The organism is Cohaesibacter haloalkalitolerans (genome assembly GCF_003574655.1).
GTDB lineage: Bacteria > Pseudomonadota > Alphaproteobacteria > Rhizobiales > Cohaesibacteraceae > Cohaesibacter > Cohaesibacter haloalkalitolerans.
In genome coordinates this window covers 151,887-167,162 of sequence record NZ_QNUM01000007.1, presented here as the reverse complement: position 1 = coordinate 167,162, position 15,276 = coordinate 151,887, and the positions used below count along the sequence as shown (strand labels likewise).

The 15,276-nt window shown below is 58.0% G+C and carries 12 protein-coding genes; 9 read left to right on the top strand and 3 right to left on the bottom strand.

The window, feature by feature from the left end; all coding sequences use genetic code 11:
* Positions 1-84 precede the first annotated feature (84 nt).
* Positions 85-2,952: an aminomethyl-transferring glycine dehydrogenase gene (gene gcvP, locus DSL70_RS17780; RefSeq protein WP_119309400.1), complete on the bottom strand. Its 2,868-nt coding sequence runs from the start codon at positions 2,950-2,952 to the stop codon at positions 85-87.
* A gap of 307 nt (positions 2,953-3,259) precedes the next feature.
* On the opposite strand from gcvP, the gene DSL70_RS17775 reads away from it, so the two are divergent.
* Together DSL70_RS17775 and DSL70_RS17770 are read left to right on the top strand one after the other, a co-directional pair.
* Positions 3,260-3,937 (top strand): helix-turn-helix domain-containing protein, encoded by a 678-nt coding sequence (locus tag DSL70_RS17775; protein ID WP_205563324.1) that lies wholly within the window; start codon positions 3,260-3,262, stop codon positions 3,935-3,937.
* A 34-nt stretch (positions 3,938-3,971) separates the two neighbouring features.
* Positions 3,972-4,466: a GNAT family N-acetyltransferase gene (locus DSL70_RS17770; protein WP_119309309.1), complete on the top strand. Its 495-nt coding sequence runs from the start codon at positions 3,972-3,974 to the stop codon at positions 4,464-4,466.
* A 15-nt stretch (positions 4,467-4,481) separates the two neighbouring features.
* Here DSL70_RS17770 and DSL70_RS17765 read toward each other — a convergent pair whose 3' ends face one another.
* Both DSL70_RS17765 and DSL70_RS17760 read right to left on the bottom strand, forming a co-directional pair.
* Positions 4,482-5,441 carry a DUF4424 family protein gene (locus tag DSL70_RS17765; protein WP_162916876.1) on the bottom strand — a complete coding sequence of 320 codons (960 nt, stop codon included), beginning with the start codon at positions 5,439-5,441 and terminating at the stop codon, positions 4,482-4,484.
* Between the two features lie 299 nt (positions 5,442-5,740).
* Positions 5,741-6,556 (bottom strand): tellurite resistance TerB family protein, encoded by an 816-nt coding sequence (locus tag DSL70_RS17760; protein WP_119309307.1) that lies wholly within the window; start codon positions 6,554-6,556, stop codon positions 5,741-5,743.
* 274 nt (positions 6,557-6,830) lie between these two features.
* On the opposite strand from DSL70_RS17760, the gene DSL70_RS17755 reads away from it, so the two are divergent.
* The 7 genes from DSL70_RS17755 (at position 6,831) to DSL70_RS17725 (ending at position 15,163) form a co-directional block, all read left to right on the top strand.
* On the top strand, positions 6,831-7,052 hold the full coding sequence (locus DSL70_RS17755) for an RND transporter (RefSeq protein ID WP_119309398.1): 222 nt from the start codon (positions 6,831-6,833) through the stop codon (positions 7,050-7,052).
* A 574-nt stretch (positions 7,053-7,626) separates the two neighbouring features.
* The gene (locus DSL70_RS17750; RefSeq protein WP_119309306.1) at positions 7,627-8,496 is read left to right on the top strand and encodes a LysR substrate-binding domain-containing protein; all 870 of its coding nucleotides are present in this window, start codon (positions 7,627-7,629) and stop codon (positions 8,494-8,496) included.
* Positions 8,497-8,635: 139 nt separating this feature from the next.
* A complete protein-coding gene (locus DSL70_RS17745; RefSeq protein WP_119309305.1) occupies positions 8,636-10,690 on the top strand; it encodes an ABC transporter substrate-binding protein in 2,055 nt (684 codons plus the stop codon).
* 100 nt (positions 10,691-10,790) lie between these two features.
* Entirely contained in the window at positions 10,791-11,786 is a 996-nt protein-coding gene (locus DSL70_RS17740) for an ABC transporter permease (RefSeq protein ID WP_205563323.1), read from the top strand.
* 2 nt (positions 11,787-11,788) lie between these two features.
* Positions 11,789-12,964, top strand: coding sequence for an ABC transporter permease (locus DSL70_RS17735; RefSeq protein WP_245418262.1), 1,176 nt, complete (start codon positions 11,789-11,791; stop codon positions 12,962-12,964).
* A 19-nt stretch (positions 12,965-12,983) separates the two neighbouring features.
* Positions 12,984-13,985, top strand: coding sequence for an ABC transporter ATP-binding protein (locus tag DSL70_RS17730; protein ID WP_119309304.1), 1,002 nt, complete (start codon positions 12,984-12,986; stop codon positions 13,983-13,985).
* Entirely contained in the window at positions 13,982-15,163 is a 1,182-nt protein-coding gene (locus DSL70_RS17725; RefSeq protein ID WP_245418261.1) for an ABC transporter ATP-binding protein, read from the top strand. Before DSL70_RS17730 ends, DSL70_RS17725 begins: the two co-directional genes overlap by 4 nt.
* Positions 15,164-15,276: the final 113 nt, after the last annotated feature.

The window sequence follows — 15,276 nt, the reverse complement described above, 5'->3', positions numbered from 1 at the left end:
GCAGAGACGATGCGATAGAAGAATGGCAGGAAGATGGGCCTTCCTGCCATTCTCAATGTCTTTCAGTGCAGCAACCGGTTGAGGTTACTCCCCGTCTTCCTCATAGGCGTCCACCGGTGGGCAGGTGCAGATGAGGTGGCGGTCGCCATAGGCGTTGTCGACGCGGTTGACCGGCGGCCAGTATTTGTCGACCTCGAAGGCACCCGCCGGGAAACATCCCTGCTTGCGGGAGTAGGGCCGATCCCACTCGCCGACAAGGTCACGCACGGTGTGCGGGGCATTCTTCAGCGGGTTGTTTTCCTTGTCGATCTTGCCGTCCTCGATATCCTGAGCCTCGCGGCGAATGTCGAGCATGGCGGCGATGAAACGGTCCAGCTCGGCCTTGGGTTCGGATTCGGTCGGCTCAACCATCAGCGTGCCCGGAACCGGGAAGCTCATGGTTGGTGCGTGGAAGCCGTTGTCCATCAGGCGCTTGGCGATATCGTCAACGGTCACGCCGCAGCTGTCCTTGAGCGGGCGGGTTTCCAGAATGCATTCATGGGCCACCCGGCCAGTCTCGGACTTGTAGAGGATATCATAGGCGCCCTTGAGGCTGGCTGCGATATAGTTGGCGTTGAGGATCGCCACCTTGGTGGCCTGCGTCAGACCGGCGCCCCCCATCAGCAGGCAATAGGCCCAGCTGACCGGCAGGATCGATGGCGAGCCGAATGGAGCCGCAGACACCGGACCGATGGCCGCGTTGCGTTCTGGATGGCCGGGCAGGTAAGGGGCGAGATGCGCCTTGACACCGATCGGGCCCATGCCCGGACCGCCGCCGCCGTGGGGAATGCAGAAGGTCTTGTGCAGGTTGAGGTGGCTGACGTCACCGCCGATGTCGCCGGGGCGGGACAGGCCGACCATGGCGTTCATGTTGGCCCCGTCGATATAGACCTGACCCCCATGCTGGTGGGTGATGGCACAGACATCCTGCACCGTTTCCTCGAACACGCCATGGGTCGAGGGGTAGGTAATCATGCAGGCGGCCAGATTGGCGCTGTGCTTTTCCGCCTTGGCGCGGAAGTCTTCAAGATCGATGTCGCCATTCTCGGCCGATTTGACCACGACCACATCCCAGCCAGCCATGTGGGCCGATGCCGGGTTGGTGCCGTGGGCCGACGTCGGGATGAGGCAGACATTGCGATGCCCCTGACCATTGGCAATGTGGTAGTTGCGAATGGTGATGAGACCGGCATACTCGCCCTGTGCGCCGGAATTCGGCTGCTGGGAAATGGCGTCATAGCCGGTGACCAGACAGAGCTTCTTGTTGAGATCCTCGATCATCTCCTTGTAGCCCAGCGCCTGATCGTCCGGCACGAACGGGTGCAGGTTGGCAAATTCCGGCCAGGTGATGGGGATCATCTCGATGGTCGCGTTGAGCTTCATCGTGCAGGAGCCAAGCGGGATCATCGCTCGGTCGAGCGCCAGATCGCGGTCGGCCAGACGCCGCATATAGCGGGTGATCTCGGCCTCGGCGCGGTTGAGATGGAAGATCGGATGGGTCAGATAGTCGGTCGTGCGCAGGTTGGCCGTCGGCAGTCGATAGGGGATGTCCTGCTCGCGCTCATGCTCGAATGCGCCATAGGTCAGCTCGCCGCCAAAACTCTTCCAGACCGCTTCCACGGTTTCCGGACGGGTCTGCTCGTCAAGGCTGATGCCGATCTTGCTGGTACCGACCTTGCGCAGGTTGATGCCATTGGCAACGGCAGCATTGAGGATGACGCCCTGCAGCGCGCCGACTTCAACGGTGATGGTGTCAAAGAACACATCCGGCTCTGGCTTGAAGCCGAGCTTCTCAAGGCCGTCGACCAGACGCACGGTCTTGCGGTGGACGTATTGCGCAATCGCCTTGATGCCGTCCGGACCATGATAGACCGCATACATCGAGGCGATGACGGCCAGCAGCGCCTGCGCGGTGCAGACGTTGGAGTTGGCCTTCTCGCGGCGGATATGCTGTTCGCGGGTCTGAAGGGCAAGGCGATAGGCCTTGCGGCCATGGCTGTCGATGGTCACGCCGATGATGCGGCCCGGCATCGAGCGTTTGAATTCATCACGGCAGGACATGTAGGCAGCATGCGGGCCGCCATAGCCCAGCGGTACGCCGAAGCGCTGGGTCGAGCCGACAGCGATATCCGCGCCCATTTCGCCCGGGGATTTGAGCAGCGCCAGCGCCAGCGGATCGGCAATCACGATGCCGAGCGCCTTGTTGGCGTGCAGGGCTTCCATGGCGCCGGTGAAATCGCGCACATGGCCGTGGGTGCCCGGATACTGGAAGATCGCGCCGAACACCTCGGTGGCGTCAAGGTCTTCCGGTGCGGCAACCTTGACCTCAATGCCCAGCGGCTCGGCACGGGTCTGAATCACGGCAATATTCTGCGGGTGGCAGTTTTCGTCAACGAAGAAGACATTCGCCTTGGACTTGGAAGCCCGCTGCGCCATGGTCATGGCCTCGGCTGCGGCGGTGGCTTCATCAAGCAGCGATGCGTTGGCGATTTCAAGACCGGTGAGGTCGGAGACCATAGTCTGGAAGTTGAGCAGAGCTTCAAGGCGACCCTGACTGATCTCTGGCTGATAGGGGGTGTAGGCTGTGTACCATGCCGGGTTTTCAAGGATGTTCCGCAGGATCACCGGCGGCGTTGTGGTGCCATAGTAGCCCTGACCGATCAGCGAGGTCAGCAGCTTGTTCTTGGAGGCAACCTTGCGCATGTGGTGCAGGGTGTCGCCCTCGGTCAGCGCCCCGCCAAAGCGTAGCGGCTCCTTCTGACGAATGGAGGCGGGAACCGTCGCATCGATCAGCTCGTCGAGGGTGGTAAAGCCGATGACCTTGAGCATTTCGGCCATCTCGGAGGGAGACGGACCGATATGGCGTCGGTTGGCAAAATCATAGGCTTCATAATCGGTCAGTTTGAAGGTCATCGCCTGCTCCTCAATCCTTGTTCCTGCCTTGTCCATGTCTTTGGCTGTCACGCCCCGGATGGTGACAGGCTCGGCATGAAATTCAAGGAAAATAATCGGCAAGGGCCTTACAGGAAACAGACGTTAGGCCCGGGAAACTGCCGATTCTCACGCATTGTTGTTGTAAAGTTTCTTATAGGGGAATTTTCCCCTATATGCAATAATGATGCATAGACTTGTCAAAATCTATCAAGAGAAGGTTTTTGACCTCAGCTGAGATTCGTGCGATTTTGTCGGCAAATCAGCCGTAAAGGGAAAGGATGCGGGCATGGGTGATCTGGAGCGTGGAGAGTTTGGCACCATCGAGAGCCTTCAGGACGACACATCCGTCACGGAAGCCGTGCCCGGAGCCCTTGCGCCTGCCGGTGCCTCGGCCCCCAGCGCTCCCGGCATGGACGAGCTTGGCCAGATGGTGCGCGAGGCGCGCAAGAAGAAGGGCTGGACCCTGGAAGAGACCGGCCGCCACGCCGGTATCGGTCGGTCGACCCTCTCCAAGATCGAGAACGGCCAGACCAGCCCCGGCTTTGATATCGTCCGCCGCCTGACGCAGGCCCTTGAGCTGGAGACCCCGAACCTGTTTCTGCAAAGCGGCAAGAGCGATTTCACCGGCCGCCGGGACGTGACACGCAAGGGCGAGGGCGAGACCAAGGTCACTGCCACCTATTCCCATGAGCTTCTGTGCAATGAACTGACCAGCAAGGCGATGTTGCCCTATGTCAGCACCATCAAGGCGCGAGATATTTCCGACTTTGGCGACTGGATCCGCCACCGGGGCGAGGAATTCATGTTCGTGCTGTCCGGTGAGCTGGAACTGCACACCGAGCATTACCGCCCTCTTGCCATGAAGGCGGGGGACAGCGTTTATTATGACAGCTCCATGGGGCACTGCTGCGTGACAACTGGCGAGGAAGATGCCGTCGTGCTCTGGGTTAGTCTGGAACGCTAGGCTGCGGGCCTCTTATCAGGAAAGAGATACCGTCATGAAAATCAGAACCGCCAGCACGGATGACGCCGCTGCCATTGCCGCGATCTATAATGATGCCGTGCGCAATACGACAGCCATCTGGAATGACGACACGGTCTCTGTCGGGAACCGCGCCGACTGGATCGCCGCCAAGCTGGCCGATGGCTGGCCGCTGCTGGTGATCGACGATGAGGCGGGTCTGCTGGCTGGATACGCCACCTTTGGCCCCTGGCGGGCATGGGATGGCTATCGGCATACGGTCGAGCATTCGGTTTATGTCGAGAAGGATCATCGCGGGCAGGGGATTGGCAAGGTGCTGATGGTTGCCCTCATCGAAGAGGCGCGCAAACGCGATTTCCATGTCATGGTCGCAGGCATCGAGGCTGGCAACACCGCTTCCATCCGGTTGCACCAGAGCCTTGGGTTCAGCGACGCCGGGCTGTTGCGCGAAGTTGGGACCAAATTCGGCAAATGGCTCGACCTCGCCTTTCTGCAGCTTACCCTCGATTAGACATCCTGCCAGGCCCTACCAGTCCGGCATTTCGACAACCATCATGTCGATGTCCCGATCGGGCACGAAATTCTGGGCGCGAAACTCGAACTGTGTCGGTGCGATCTTCTTGATGCCGTTGATGCAAAGAGTGATCAGGTTGTCCGGCTTCTCCTTGTCGAGGACAAGGCGGAAGTCGCCGATCGGACCGAGCCAGTTGTTGGCGGTCTGCAGGATATAGCGCACTTCCTTGCTGATGGTTTCCGGATGTCCCCCCTTGACCAGAAGCTTGCGGAAGCCGCGAATGAAGCTGTCCTCAATGCAGAAGCGGTCGACATTGTTCAGCACGCCATATTGTTCATTGACGATGCCGCCGCCGACCACCGGCGTGTAGCTGTGGTCGAGAACCGTACGGCTGTTGGCCGGAAATTCCTGCCACCAGTAATAGGTTGCCTTGACCTTCCAGTTCTTGCCGTACCATTCCTCGCCCGGTGTCCAGTCGATGAGTCCCTGATCGGCCAGCAGCTTTCGGGAACTCACGGGAATGTTTTCCACCTGATCATAATAGTCCGGCGAAAAGCGATGCAGTGGCACGCCATTGTCGACCAGCAGCTTTGTATAGTCCCGGCCGTTCATCGTCAGCTTGATTTCCAGATCAGGCGGCACCGGACGCCCGTTGGACAGCACCGTGAAGCCGAGGAAATTGACCGGATCGCTGTTGTCGATGCCATAGTTCTCTTCCGGCTCGGCGGAAATTTCCGGCACGGGGAAGGCAACCAGCATGCGCTTGCTTTCGCTCGAATGATTGAAGAACTCATAGTGGATGCGGATCTGGCTGGGGCTGATATAGAGATCTTCCACATCGAGCGAAATATCGGGCGTCTCCACCAGCTCGATGCCGCCCGCTTCGATCATTGCTGTGGAGTCATTGGCGTGGGCACCCTGTGGCATGGTCACCCCGGCGGCCAGCAGGGCTGACGAAAGGACTGTTGGCACGAGGGCGCGTCTGGAAAGGGAAGCGCAAGGGAGAAATGAGCAGAACATGGCAGCCTCACTCGAATACAACAAAAGAAATGCTCAAGGAGGGGCCTCCTGTTGGGATCGGCCCCCCGGCAATGTGTTGTATGAAGCTTAGCCGCAACCGCCGGGGCAGACCAGACGTTTTGCAAGGTGAACAGCGCCTTTTTCCCCGATGGAGAACAGGAATGTTGCGCTGGCACGTAAATGTCCTGCGACAGAACGCGAGGGCTATGGCGGAGCCGGCCTTTTAGCTACCGGCGCCGGGGGTGAAGGTGTCAGTCCTGCGCTGACAGAAGGGTCTGATGGATCTGTTCGGTCAGCTCCGGCTCCAGGCCCAATCGGGCCGCCAGCAAGGTGAGATAGGCCTGCTCGGATGGCGTGTCCGGCTCGATCGCCAGCAAGGAGGCCAGATAGACCTCCATCGCCTGTTCCCGGCTTTGAACTTGCGAAACAAGACTGTCGATATCGAGGGGCTTGTTGAGCTGATCGAGAAGGAAGGCCTTTTCTTCGGCGCTCAGATCCTCCTGACCGATTTTTTCGAATATCGCCTGCTGTTCGCTGGCGTCGATCTGGCCGTCCGCCTTGGCAGCAGCAATCATGGCGCTAACCAGCGTTGCCCCGAAGCCGGAAGCACGCTCAGTCATTTCGTTGACTTCAAAACCAGAGCCCATCGGCACAACGGGAACATGGGTCAGAGTGCGGCTTTCCTCTGCAGGAACGTGCAGATGAGCCGGGATGGATTGCTCTCCCGGCCCCACCTGACCATCAACCACAGGCACACCTGCCTGCTTGCCCTTGTAGTCGGAATAGGCCTTGTAGGCGAGCCCCGCCACCAGCGCCAGGCCGCCATAGGTCGCGGCTTTCTTTGCCATCTTGCGCCCCTTTTTGGAGCCCAGCATGTAACCGGCAAGCCCTCCGGCCAGAGCGCCACCGCCAATGCCACCGGCATTCTGGGAAAGATAGTCCTTGCCCCGTTGCAGCAGGTCGCCACCATCGGCACCCGAACTGCCCTTGCCGTTGGTCGGGTTGCCGGATCCCATCGATCCGGCCGCCCCTAGAAATTCATTGATTAGCTTTGATGCATCAAACATCGTGTTCCCCTCTTGCACTTGTCTGTTTTACGTATCCTTGAGAGATATAGGAGCGGAATTTGCGAGGGCAAGTCGACGCACCTGACTTCGCTTGACCGGCGGTATGATGGGCGATATCAAACGAAAGCATTCTTGCGATTTGTGCCAAATAGCTTTAGCCAAGCCTCCTGCCTCCCCTTGTGGGCGATGCAATCGGGGCGTCAGTCTTGCGAGGCAAGAGCAATCAAGATAGCTGGCAAAATATTTGGCAAGAAAAATGAAAAGGTTCAAGGCAATGACTTATCTGGACAAATTTCCAACGGCAACCCTGCTGGTGATTGCATTGACCCTTGGCCTTGCCCCCTTTGTGCCAGAGCCCCATATCTGGGAAAAGATCAAGATGCTGCTGGCCGGAACCCTTGCGAGGCCCGTCGATATCTTCGACCTCCTGTTTCACGGCTTCCCCTGGATACTGCTGGCGCTGAAACTGACAAGGCAGGCAACCAGACCAAACTAGGCCTCTTCACCTCGTCTCTTTCGGACCTGTGGTGTCTACGCGCAGTGCCAATGCGTTCCTCGTCAGGGCCATGATGGGAACTACGTAGAAGGAAGAAATTCGGCTTGTGCATTGATTCTCAAGGTAAAAAGTTACTTATAGGTCGCTGTGGAATAGTCTGACATTTGCGCCGAAAATGCACAGATTGATTCCTTCATTCGTTCAAATATTATTTATTCCATTCAAATAAAAATTTTGGCCAATCCGAGACGAAATCCCAATTTATTACCATTCTAGTGTGCTCAAGCCAGCGGGCAGGAAATGGAGTGTAGAAAAGGTTAAAAATTTAACCAATAAAATTTTTTCAATTGCGTATTACTACTTTAAAGAATGAAAGAAGCTGCTGTCTAAACGCGTTGGTTGCGAGAAAAACCGGTCTCATAACGAAGATGCTCCCGGTTTTGAGCGGTTTTGTCAACTTTTTCGTCGACCTTTCTGCAAAAATCCACACAGTCACCCCAGAGCACCAAACTTGTCATCTTGGCGTCATTTGTGATCCACTATTTTCCGCAAAGTGACTAGTGGGTGATGGGAAATGAAATTATCAATCAATCAGATGCGAGCAGTGGAGGCCGTTGTTCGCACTGGCAGCTTCTCTGCCGCAGCAAAGGAGTTGGGTATTTCCCAGCCTTCTGTCTCCAACCATCTTTCGGCGTTGGAGAAGCATTATCGGACACAACTGGTCCATCGCAATGGTCGACAGGCTGAGGCCACCGAAACCTGCCGGGAAATTCTTTCCCGCATCCGCTCGGTTCTCGCCATGACAGATGAAATCGAACATGCCCTCGAAGGACGGCGGCGCATGCAGGCCGGGTCTTTGCGTCTAGGCTATTCGACCTACCAGTTTGCCATGCCGATTCTGTCGACTTTCATGACGAAATTTCCCGACGTGGAAATCGAGGCCCGCGCCATGGCCTCATACGACCTGTTGCCTCTTCTGGAAGACGGCAAGTTCGATGTCGTCTTCATCACGGCCAAGGAACCGCCACAGGGGCTCCATGTGCAGAAGATCCGAACAGAGCCGATCGTCGTCGTTGTTCCCGAAGGTCATCCGCTCAGTGAGCGGCAGACGGCAAGCTGGAAGGATTTGGCCAACTATCCGCTGGTACAGCGTGAGAACAGCTCCGGAACCCGCCGGGTGTTCGAGAAAGCTGCGCTGAATGCCGGTGTCAGGCTGAACACGGTATTGGCGCTTGGTTCCTGGGGGGCAATCGTTTCCACAATCAACGCCGGAATGGGCATTGGTGTCGCAATGGCAGGTGAGGTGTTGCCGTCGAACAATCTGATCCCCATCCCGATCGATGACGAGGCACTCAACGTCTCGCACTATCTCGCTTGCCTGCCGGAAATGCAGCACGTTTCGGCAATTCGGGCCATGTTCGATGCGGTCCACGCCTTGCAGTGAAGAACGGGTTGCAGATTGTGTGACCCTTTTATGTCAGGGTTGAAGCTATAGCCAAAAGCTATATAATTCGGATGTTCATAAAACTGTTAAATAGCCACTCTAGGAAGGTTGTGCTCGATCCAAACAGGGAGACCTTCCAATGAGCCTCAAATCCGTATTTCTCGCCGGTGCTGCTTATGTGGCACTGAGCGCTTCTGCCTTTGCCGCCTGTCCGGTGGCAACTGTTGCAGACATGAAAGGCCTGACCTCCGCCTACCCTGAGCAGTTTGAACTGGCTGAATTCCAGAAAGCCGGTAGCTGCACCTTGTCCTTCACGCAGAATCCGGACATGGCCGGGTTCAACGCCCGTATCCTTGGCAACAAGGATTTGCCAGCTGTTGCTGATCGTCTGCCTGCCGAGCCGCTGATTGTTGCGCCTTATGATGCTGTCGGTGTTTATGGCGGCGTGATCACGGGGCTGTCCAAGGGCACCGAGTCCGGCACCTCCGACCTGCTCTCCGTCCGTCACGTCAATCTGGTGCGCTATGCCGATGATCTGCAGACCGTCGTGCCGAACGTTGCCAAAAGCTGGAAGTGGAACGACGACTACACCAAGCTGACCTTCACCCTGCGCAAGGGCCACAAATGGTCGGATGGCGAGCCTTTCACGGCGGCGGATATCGAGTTCTGGTACAACGACATGATCCTGAACAAGGACGTGTATGAAAAGACCCCGGGCCGCTGGCTGTTTGCTGGCAAACCGGCTGTCGTCAAGGCCGAGGACGACGAGACCGTCTCCTTCACCTTCCCGGTTCCGACGCCGGGTATTCTCAATCGCTTTGCCGTTGATTATGGACAGGCCTTCCAGCCCAAGCATTTCCTTGCCCAGTTCATGCCGAAATACAACAAGGACGCCGACAAGCTGGCCCAGTCCATGGGGCTGGAAAATGGGGCCACTGCGGTCAAGATGTATTACGGCGGATCGGACTGGAAGGACGTTCCGTCGCCGCTGCTCAAGGATGCGGAAATCGTCACCAAATTCGGCCGCGCCGTGGTGCCGACGCTGGAATCCCACATTGTGGTTGAAGAGAATGCCGAGGGTCGCAAGCTGGTCGCCAACCCATATTTCCATATGGTTGACACCGCCGGCAATCAGCTGCCCTACATCCCGGAAATTTCCGAGACCTACGTCAAGGACAAGGAAGTCCAGAATCTCAAGATCATGAACGGTGAAGTGGTCTGGAAGCAGCAGGCCGTGTTCCTTGAAGACTTCCCGCTGCTCAAGGAAAACGAGGCCAAGGGTAACTACACGGTTTCCTACGCCCCGACCTTCGGCGAAAATATCTTCTTCTCCTTCAACCGCACCCACAAGGATCCGGTTCTGGCCGAGCTGTTCAACGACATCCGCTTCGAACGCGCCATGTCAATCGCTCTTGACCGTGACGAAATCAATGAGATCGTCTATCTGGGGCAGGGTGTGCCAGCTCAGGGCGTACCGGCCGAGCCGAAGACCGTGTCCTTCGTTTCCGAAGACATCCTTAAGCAGGACATCGAATTTGATCAGGACCGCGCCAAGGCGCTGTTGGCTGAAATCGGCCTCAAGGACGCCGATGGGGACGGCACGCTGGAACGCCCGGATGGCAAGCCGCTGGTCATCCGCCTGATCTATTCCTCGCAGGGTGTGCCTGTGAAAATGATGGAACTGGTCCGCGATTACTGGTCTGCCGTTGGCGTCCGCATCGATCTCAAGGAAGTCACCTCCGATGAGTATCGCGCCGGGGCCAACAACAACGATCTTGACCTCACCACCTGGAAATATGACGGCACCTCCGGTCCGGCCATTTCCCAGGACGTGACCGCCTTCATTCCACCATTCGGCGACGTCTTCAACCCGGGCACCGGTTTCGCATGGGCCCAGTGGAAGGATAGCGATGGCAAGGAAGGTGTCGAGCCACCTGCCTATGTCAAGGATCTCTACGGCCTTTCCGAGAAATTCCTGCAGGTTTCCATGGGCTCTGATGAATCCAACAAGCTGGGCGCCGAGATCGTCAAGATCCACGTCGACAACCTGCTGAAAATCGGTACCGTCGGCGATATCGTGGCGCCGTTCCTTTATCGCAACGACCTGAAAAACGTCAAGCCGATCAAGGCGAAGTCGTATGACTTCTACTGGACCTATCCATACCGCCCACAACAGTGGTTCCTTTCCAAATAGGCCATCGGCACGACCAATCCAAATCATGAGGCGCGGGGGGAATTCCCTCCCGCCCCATTCCCCCCCGTGAGAGCGGGGGACTACCGTGTGGGGACACGACATGCTTCGATTCACGCTTGAGCGACTGGTTGGCATGATTGTCACGATGGTGCTTGTTTCCATGATGGTCTTTCTGATCATGGAAATTCCACCCGGCGACTATGCGGACCGCTATGCCTTCCGGAAATATTCCGGCACCGGCATCGCCATCACCGAAGCGGACATCGAGGCAATCCGCCACGACTTCGGCCTCGATAAGCCGATGGTGCTGCGCTATGTCGACTGGATCGGCAATATCGTCCTGCATGGCGATTTCGGGCAGGCCTTTGCCTTCGAGACCGACGTCATCAAGGTCATCGGTGACAAGGCTTGGCTGACAATGGCGATCCTGTTCGGAACCCTGCTGCTGACCTATCTGGTCTCGATACCCATCGGCATCTATGCCGCCGTCAGGCGCGCGTCGGCTGCGGACTACGGACTGACCATCTTTTCCTATCTCGGGCTGGCGCTGCCCAACTTTCTGCTGGCGCTGATCATGCTCTATTTTGCCAACCTGCGGTTTGGCGCCGACATTGGCGGCCTGTTTTCCGCAGGCATGGCTGATGCCTCCTGGTCCTTTGCCAAGGTCTGGGACCTGATCAAGCATCTATGGCTGCCAGCCTTCGTGCTGGCATGGTCAGCGGTGGCCTACCAGATCCAGACCATCCGCGCCACCATGTCGGATGAGCTCAACAAGCTTTCGGTGACGGCAGCGCGCGCCCGCGGTGTGCCGGAGACCAGACTGCTGATCAAATATCCGGCCCGCCTTGCCATCAACCCGGTGGTTTCCACCATCGGCTTCGACGTCAACCGCATCTTCTCCGAGCTGCCCATCGTTGCAGTGGTGCTGGGGCTCACCGAACTGGGCGAACTGCTGCTCAACGCCTATCTCGATCTCGACATGTATGTCGCCGGGGCCATTCTCCTGATGCTGACATTTGTCATCGTGGTCATGAATTTCATCTCGGATATCCTGCTGGCCTGGCTCGATCCGCGCATCAAACTGGGGAACAACTGACCATGACAGACATGATTGAAAACAGGGTGCTGTCCGGATCGTCGGGCAAGGTCAGAAAAGAGAGTGCGAAGGCGCACAAAAAGCGCCTCAAATATTATTCCGCCAGTCAATGGACGCTGATCTGGTGGCGGTTCCGCCGTCATCGCGCTGCCATGGTGGCCGCCACCGTCCTGTTGTTGATGGCGCTGCTTGGTGCCTTCGCCGAATTCGTTGCGCCCTATGGGCCAACCAGCCGCGACACAAAATACCTTGATGGTGCACCGCAGATCCCGCTATTCTGTGATCAGAACGGCTGTTCCTGGCGCCCCTTCGTGCATGGCGTGACGACGAAACGGGATCCCGTCACCCTGCGAGCCATCTCTGTGCCGGACCCGGACAAGCGTGTCTATCTGACCTTCCTTGCTGAAGGAGAGAAGACCGATCTGCTCGGCTTCATTCCAACCAGCACCCATCTCTTCCTGCTTGATGACAAGCGGGCCAAGCTGCATCTCTGGGGCACCGATGATCTGGGGCGGGATGTTTTCTCACGCACCATCTATGCGACCCGCACTTCACTCTCCATCGGCGTCATCGGCGTGCTGATCTCCTTCGTGCTGGCGCTCGTCATCGGTGGCGTGGCCGGATATGCCGGGGGATGGGTGGACAATGTCATCCAGCGCGTGACCGAAGTCATCCGTGTGGTGCCCATCATTCCGCTCTACATGGGGCTTGCCGCCGCCATGCCCAAGGAATGGTCGACCACCGAGGTTTATTTTGCCATGACGCTTATTCTGGGGCTGTTCGGCTGGCCGACGCTGGCGCGCCGCATCCGCTCGCAGCTGCTCTCCATCCGCTCCGAGGACTATGTGATCGCTGCCCGACTGGCCGGAGCGCGCCCCTTGCGCATCATATCCCAGCATATGCTGCCCAGTTTCACCAGCTTCATCATCGTCGATCTGGTGATCTCTTTTCCCTACATGATCCTCAGCGAGACGGCCCTGTCCTTTGTCGGGCTCGGTCTTCGCCCACCGACGGTCTCCTGGGGCGTGCTGCTGCAACAGGCGCAGTCGGTGCGGGTGATAGAGCAAACCCCGTGGCTGTTCATTCCGGCTGTGTTCGTCGTGCTTGCCGTGCTGGCCTTCACGGTGGTGGGGGATGGCTTGCGCGATGCTGCCGACCCCTATTCGGATGTGCGCTAGGCACGGGAAGGACAGAACCATGCTGAAAGTCGAAAATCTCTCCATTTCCTTCCGCACGGATGAGGGCCTCATCACGCCGGTTGAGGATATCTCGTTTGAAGTGAGGCCGGGGCATACGCTGGGCATTGTCGGCGAATCCGGCTCGGGCAAATCCATTTCCACCAAGGCGGTGATGCAGCTTCTGCCCGGCAACGGGATCATTTCCAAGGAAGCGAAAATCCTCTACACCGACAAATCCGGCAAGGTGATGGACATCAACAAGCTGGGCAAGAAGGGCCGCGCCATCCGTGCCATTCGCGGCGGCGAGATAGGCATGATCTTTCAAGAACCCATGGCCTCCTTCTCGCCCGTCTACACCATTGGCAACCAGATGGTCGAGACTATCCGGCTGCACCGCAATGTCGGCCGCAAGGACGCCCGGCGCATCGCCATCGGGATGCTCGACAAGGTCGGCATCTCGAATCCGGAGGCCCGCATCGATCAGTATCCGCATGAAATGTCCGGCGGCATGCGCCAGCGGGCGATGATTGCGCTGGCTCTGTCGGCAGGTCCGGCCCTACTGATTGCCGACGAGCCGACCACTGCGCTCGATGTGACCATTCAGGCGCAAGTGCTCGACCTGATGCGCAATTTGCAGCGTGACCTGTCCATGGGTATGATCTTCATCACCCACGATCTGGGCGTTATCTCCCATATCGCCGATGATGTCGCGGTGATGTATCTGGGCACCATTGTCGAGCGTGGCCCGACTGACAAGGTCATTCATGAACCCGCCCATCCCTATACGCAAGGTCTGATCAAGGCCCTGCCGAGTGTGGATCGCCTGCATGATCGCCTGACCCCCATCCCCGGCGATATTCCGAGCCCCAATGAACGCCCGACGGGCTGTCCGTTCCACACCCGGTGCTCCAAGACAATCGTAGGCCTTTGTGATCGCCATCAGCCGCAAATCCTGCAGGTGGGAGAGGATCACACGGTCCGTTGCTTCCTGCATGAAAAACAGGGGAGGGCAACCGCATGAGCCCCGATATGACCGACATGAAGCAGCCGGATGATCAGCCGGTTCCCTCCAGAAAGGCCACGTCAGGCGAGCAGGGAGGTGAGTTGCTGATCGAGGTGAAAAACCTTGAGGTTCGCTTCCCGATCCGCAAGAAGAAGCTCTTCTCGTCCGAAACCGCCTATCTGCGGGCTGTTGATGATGTCAGCTTTGATATCCGCCGCGGCGAGACCGTCGGGCTGGTGGGGGAATCCGGTTCCGGCAAGACCACCGTTGGCCGTGCCATCCTGAGGGCCATCGACCCGACAGCAGGCGACGTGATCTTTCACACCCGTGAGCATGACATCTATCTGGGTGAGCTTGAGGGCGAGGAACTGCGCCACTTCCGCAAGAAGATGGGCATGGTCTTTTCCGAAGGCCCCCATTCCATCGCCACTATGACAAGCGATATCCTGCGGGCCTTCCGTCCGCGCATGAGCCTTGTCTTTCAGGATCCTTATTCCTCGCTCAACCCGCGCATGACCGTGCGCGATATCATCGCCGAACCATTGGTCGCTTCGGGCATGATGAAGAACCGCGAAAAGATCGATGAACGGGTGCGCGACATCGCAAGCCGCTGCAAGCTCAATCTGGAGCATTTGCGCCGCTTCCCCCATGCCTTCTCCGGTGGTCAACGCCAGCGCATCTGCATTGCCCGTGCTCTGGTGACGTGTCCGGATTTCGTGGTCTGTGACGAAAGCGTCTCGGCGCTCGACGTGTCCATTCAGGCCGAGATCGTCAATCTGCTGAAGGATCTGCAGGAGGAGATGGGCGTCGCCTTCCTGTTCATTGCTCATGACCTTTCGGTGGTGGCGCAGATGTCGCATAGGGTGGCGGTGATGTATGTGGGAAAATTCGTCGAATATGCCCCCACCGAAAGCCTGTTCTACACGCCGCGCCACCCCTATACCCACGCCCTGCTGTCGGCCATTCCGACCATCGACCCGGACGAGACCTTCGATCCGATCCGTCTGGAAGGGGAGATCCCCAATCCGCTGGCGGCCCCTTCGGGCTGTCGCTTCCACACCCGTTGCCCCTATGCCACGGAGCAGTGTGCCAGTGCGATCCCCGAATGGCAGGAGGTGGCACCGGAGCATTTTGTCGCCTGCCACAGGGTGGCCGAATTTGATTTCTCCCGGCAGCGCAAGGATGCTGCCGAGTGAGTTTGAAGCGAGTGAGTTTCATGCATCAAAGGGCCAGACAAGTGCAAGGATGCTGAGGCATCCGTCTGCATATGGTCCCGCAAACAAGACAAGAAAATCAGATAACAACAAAA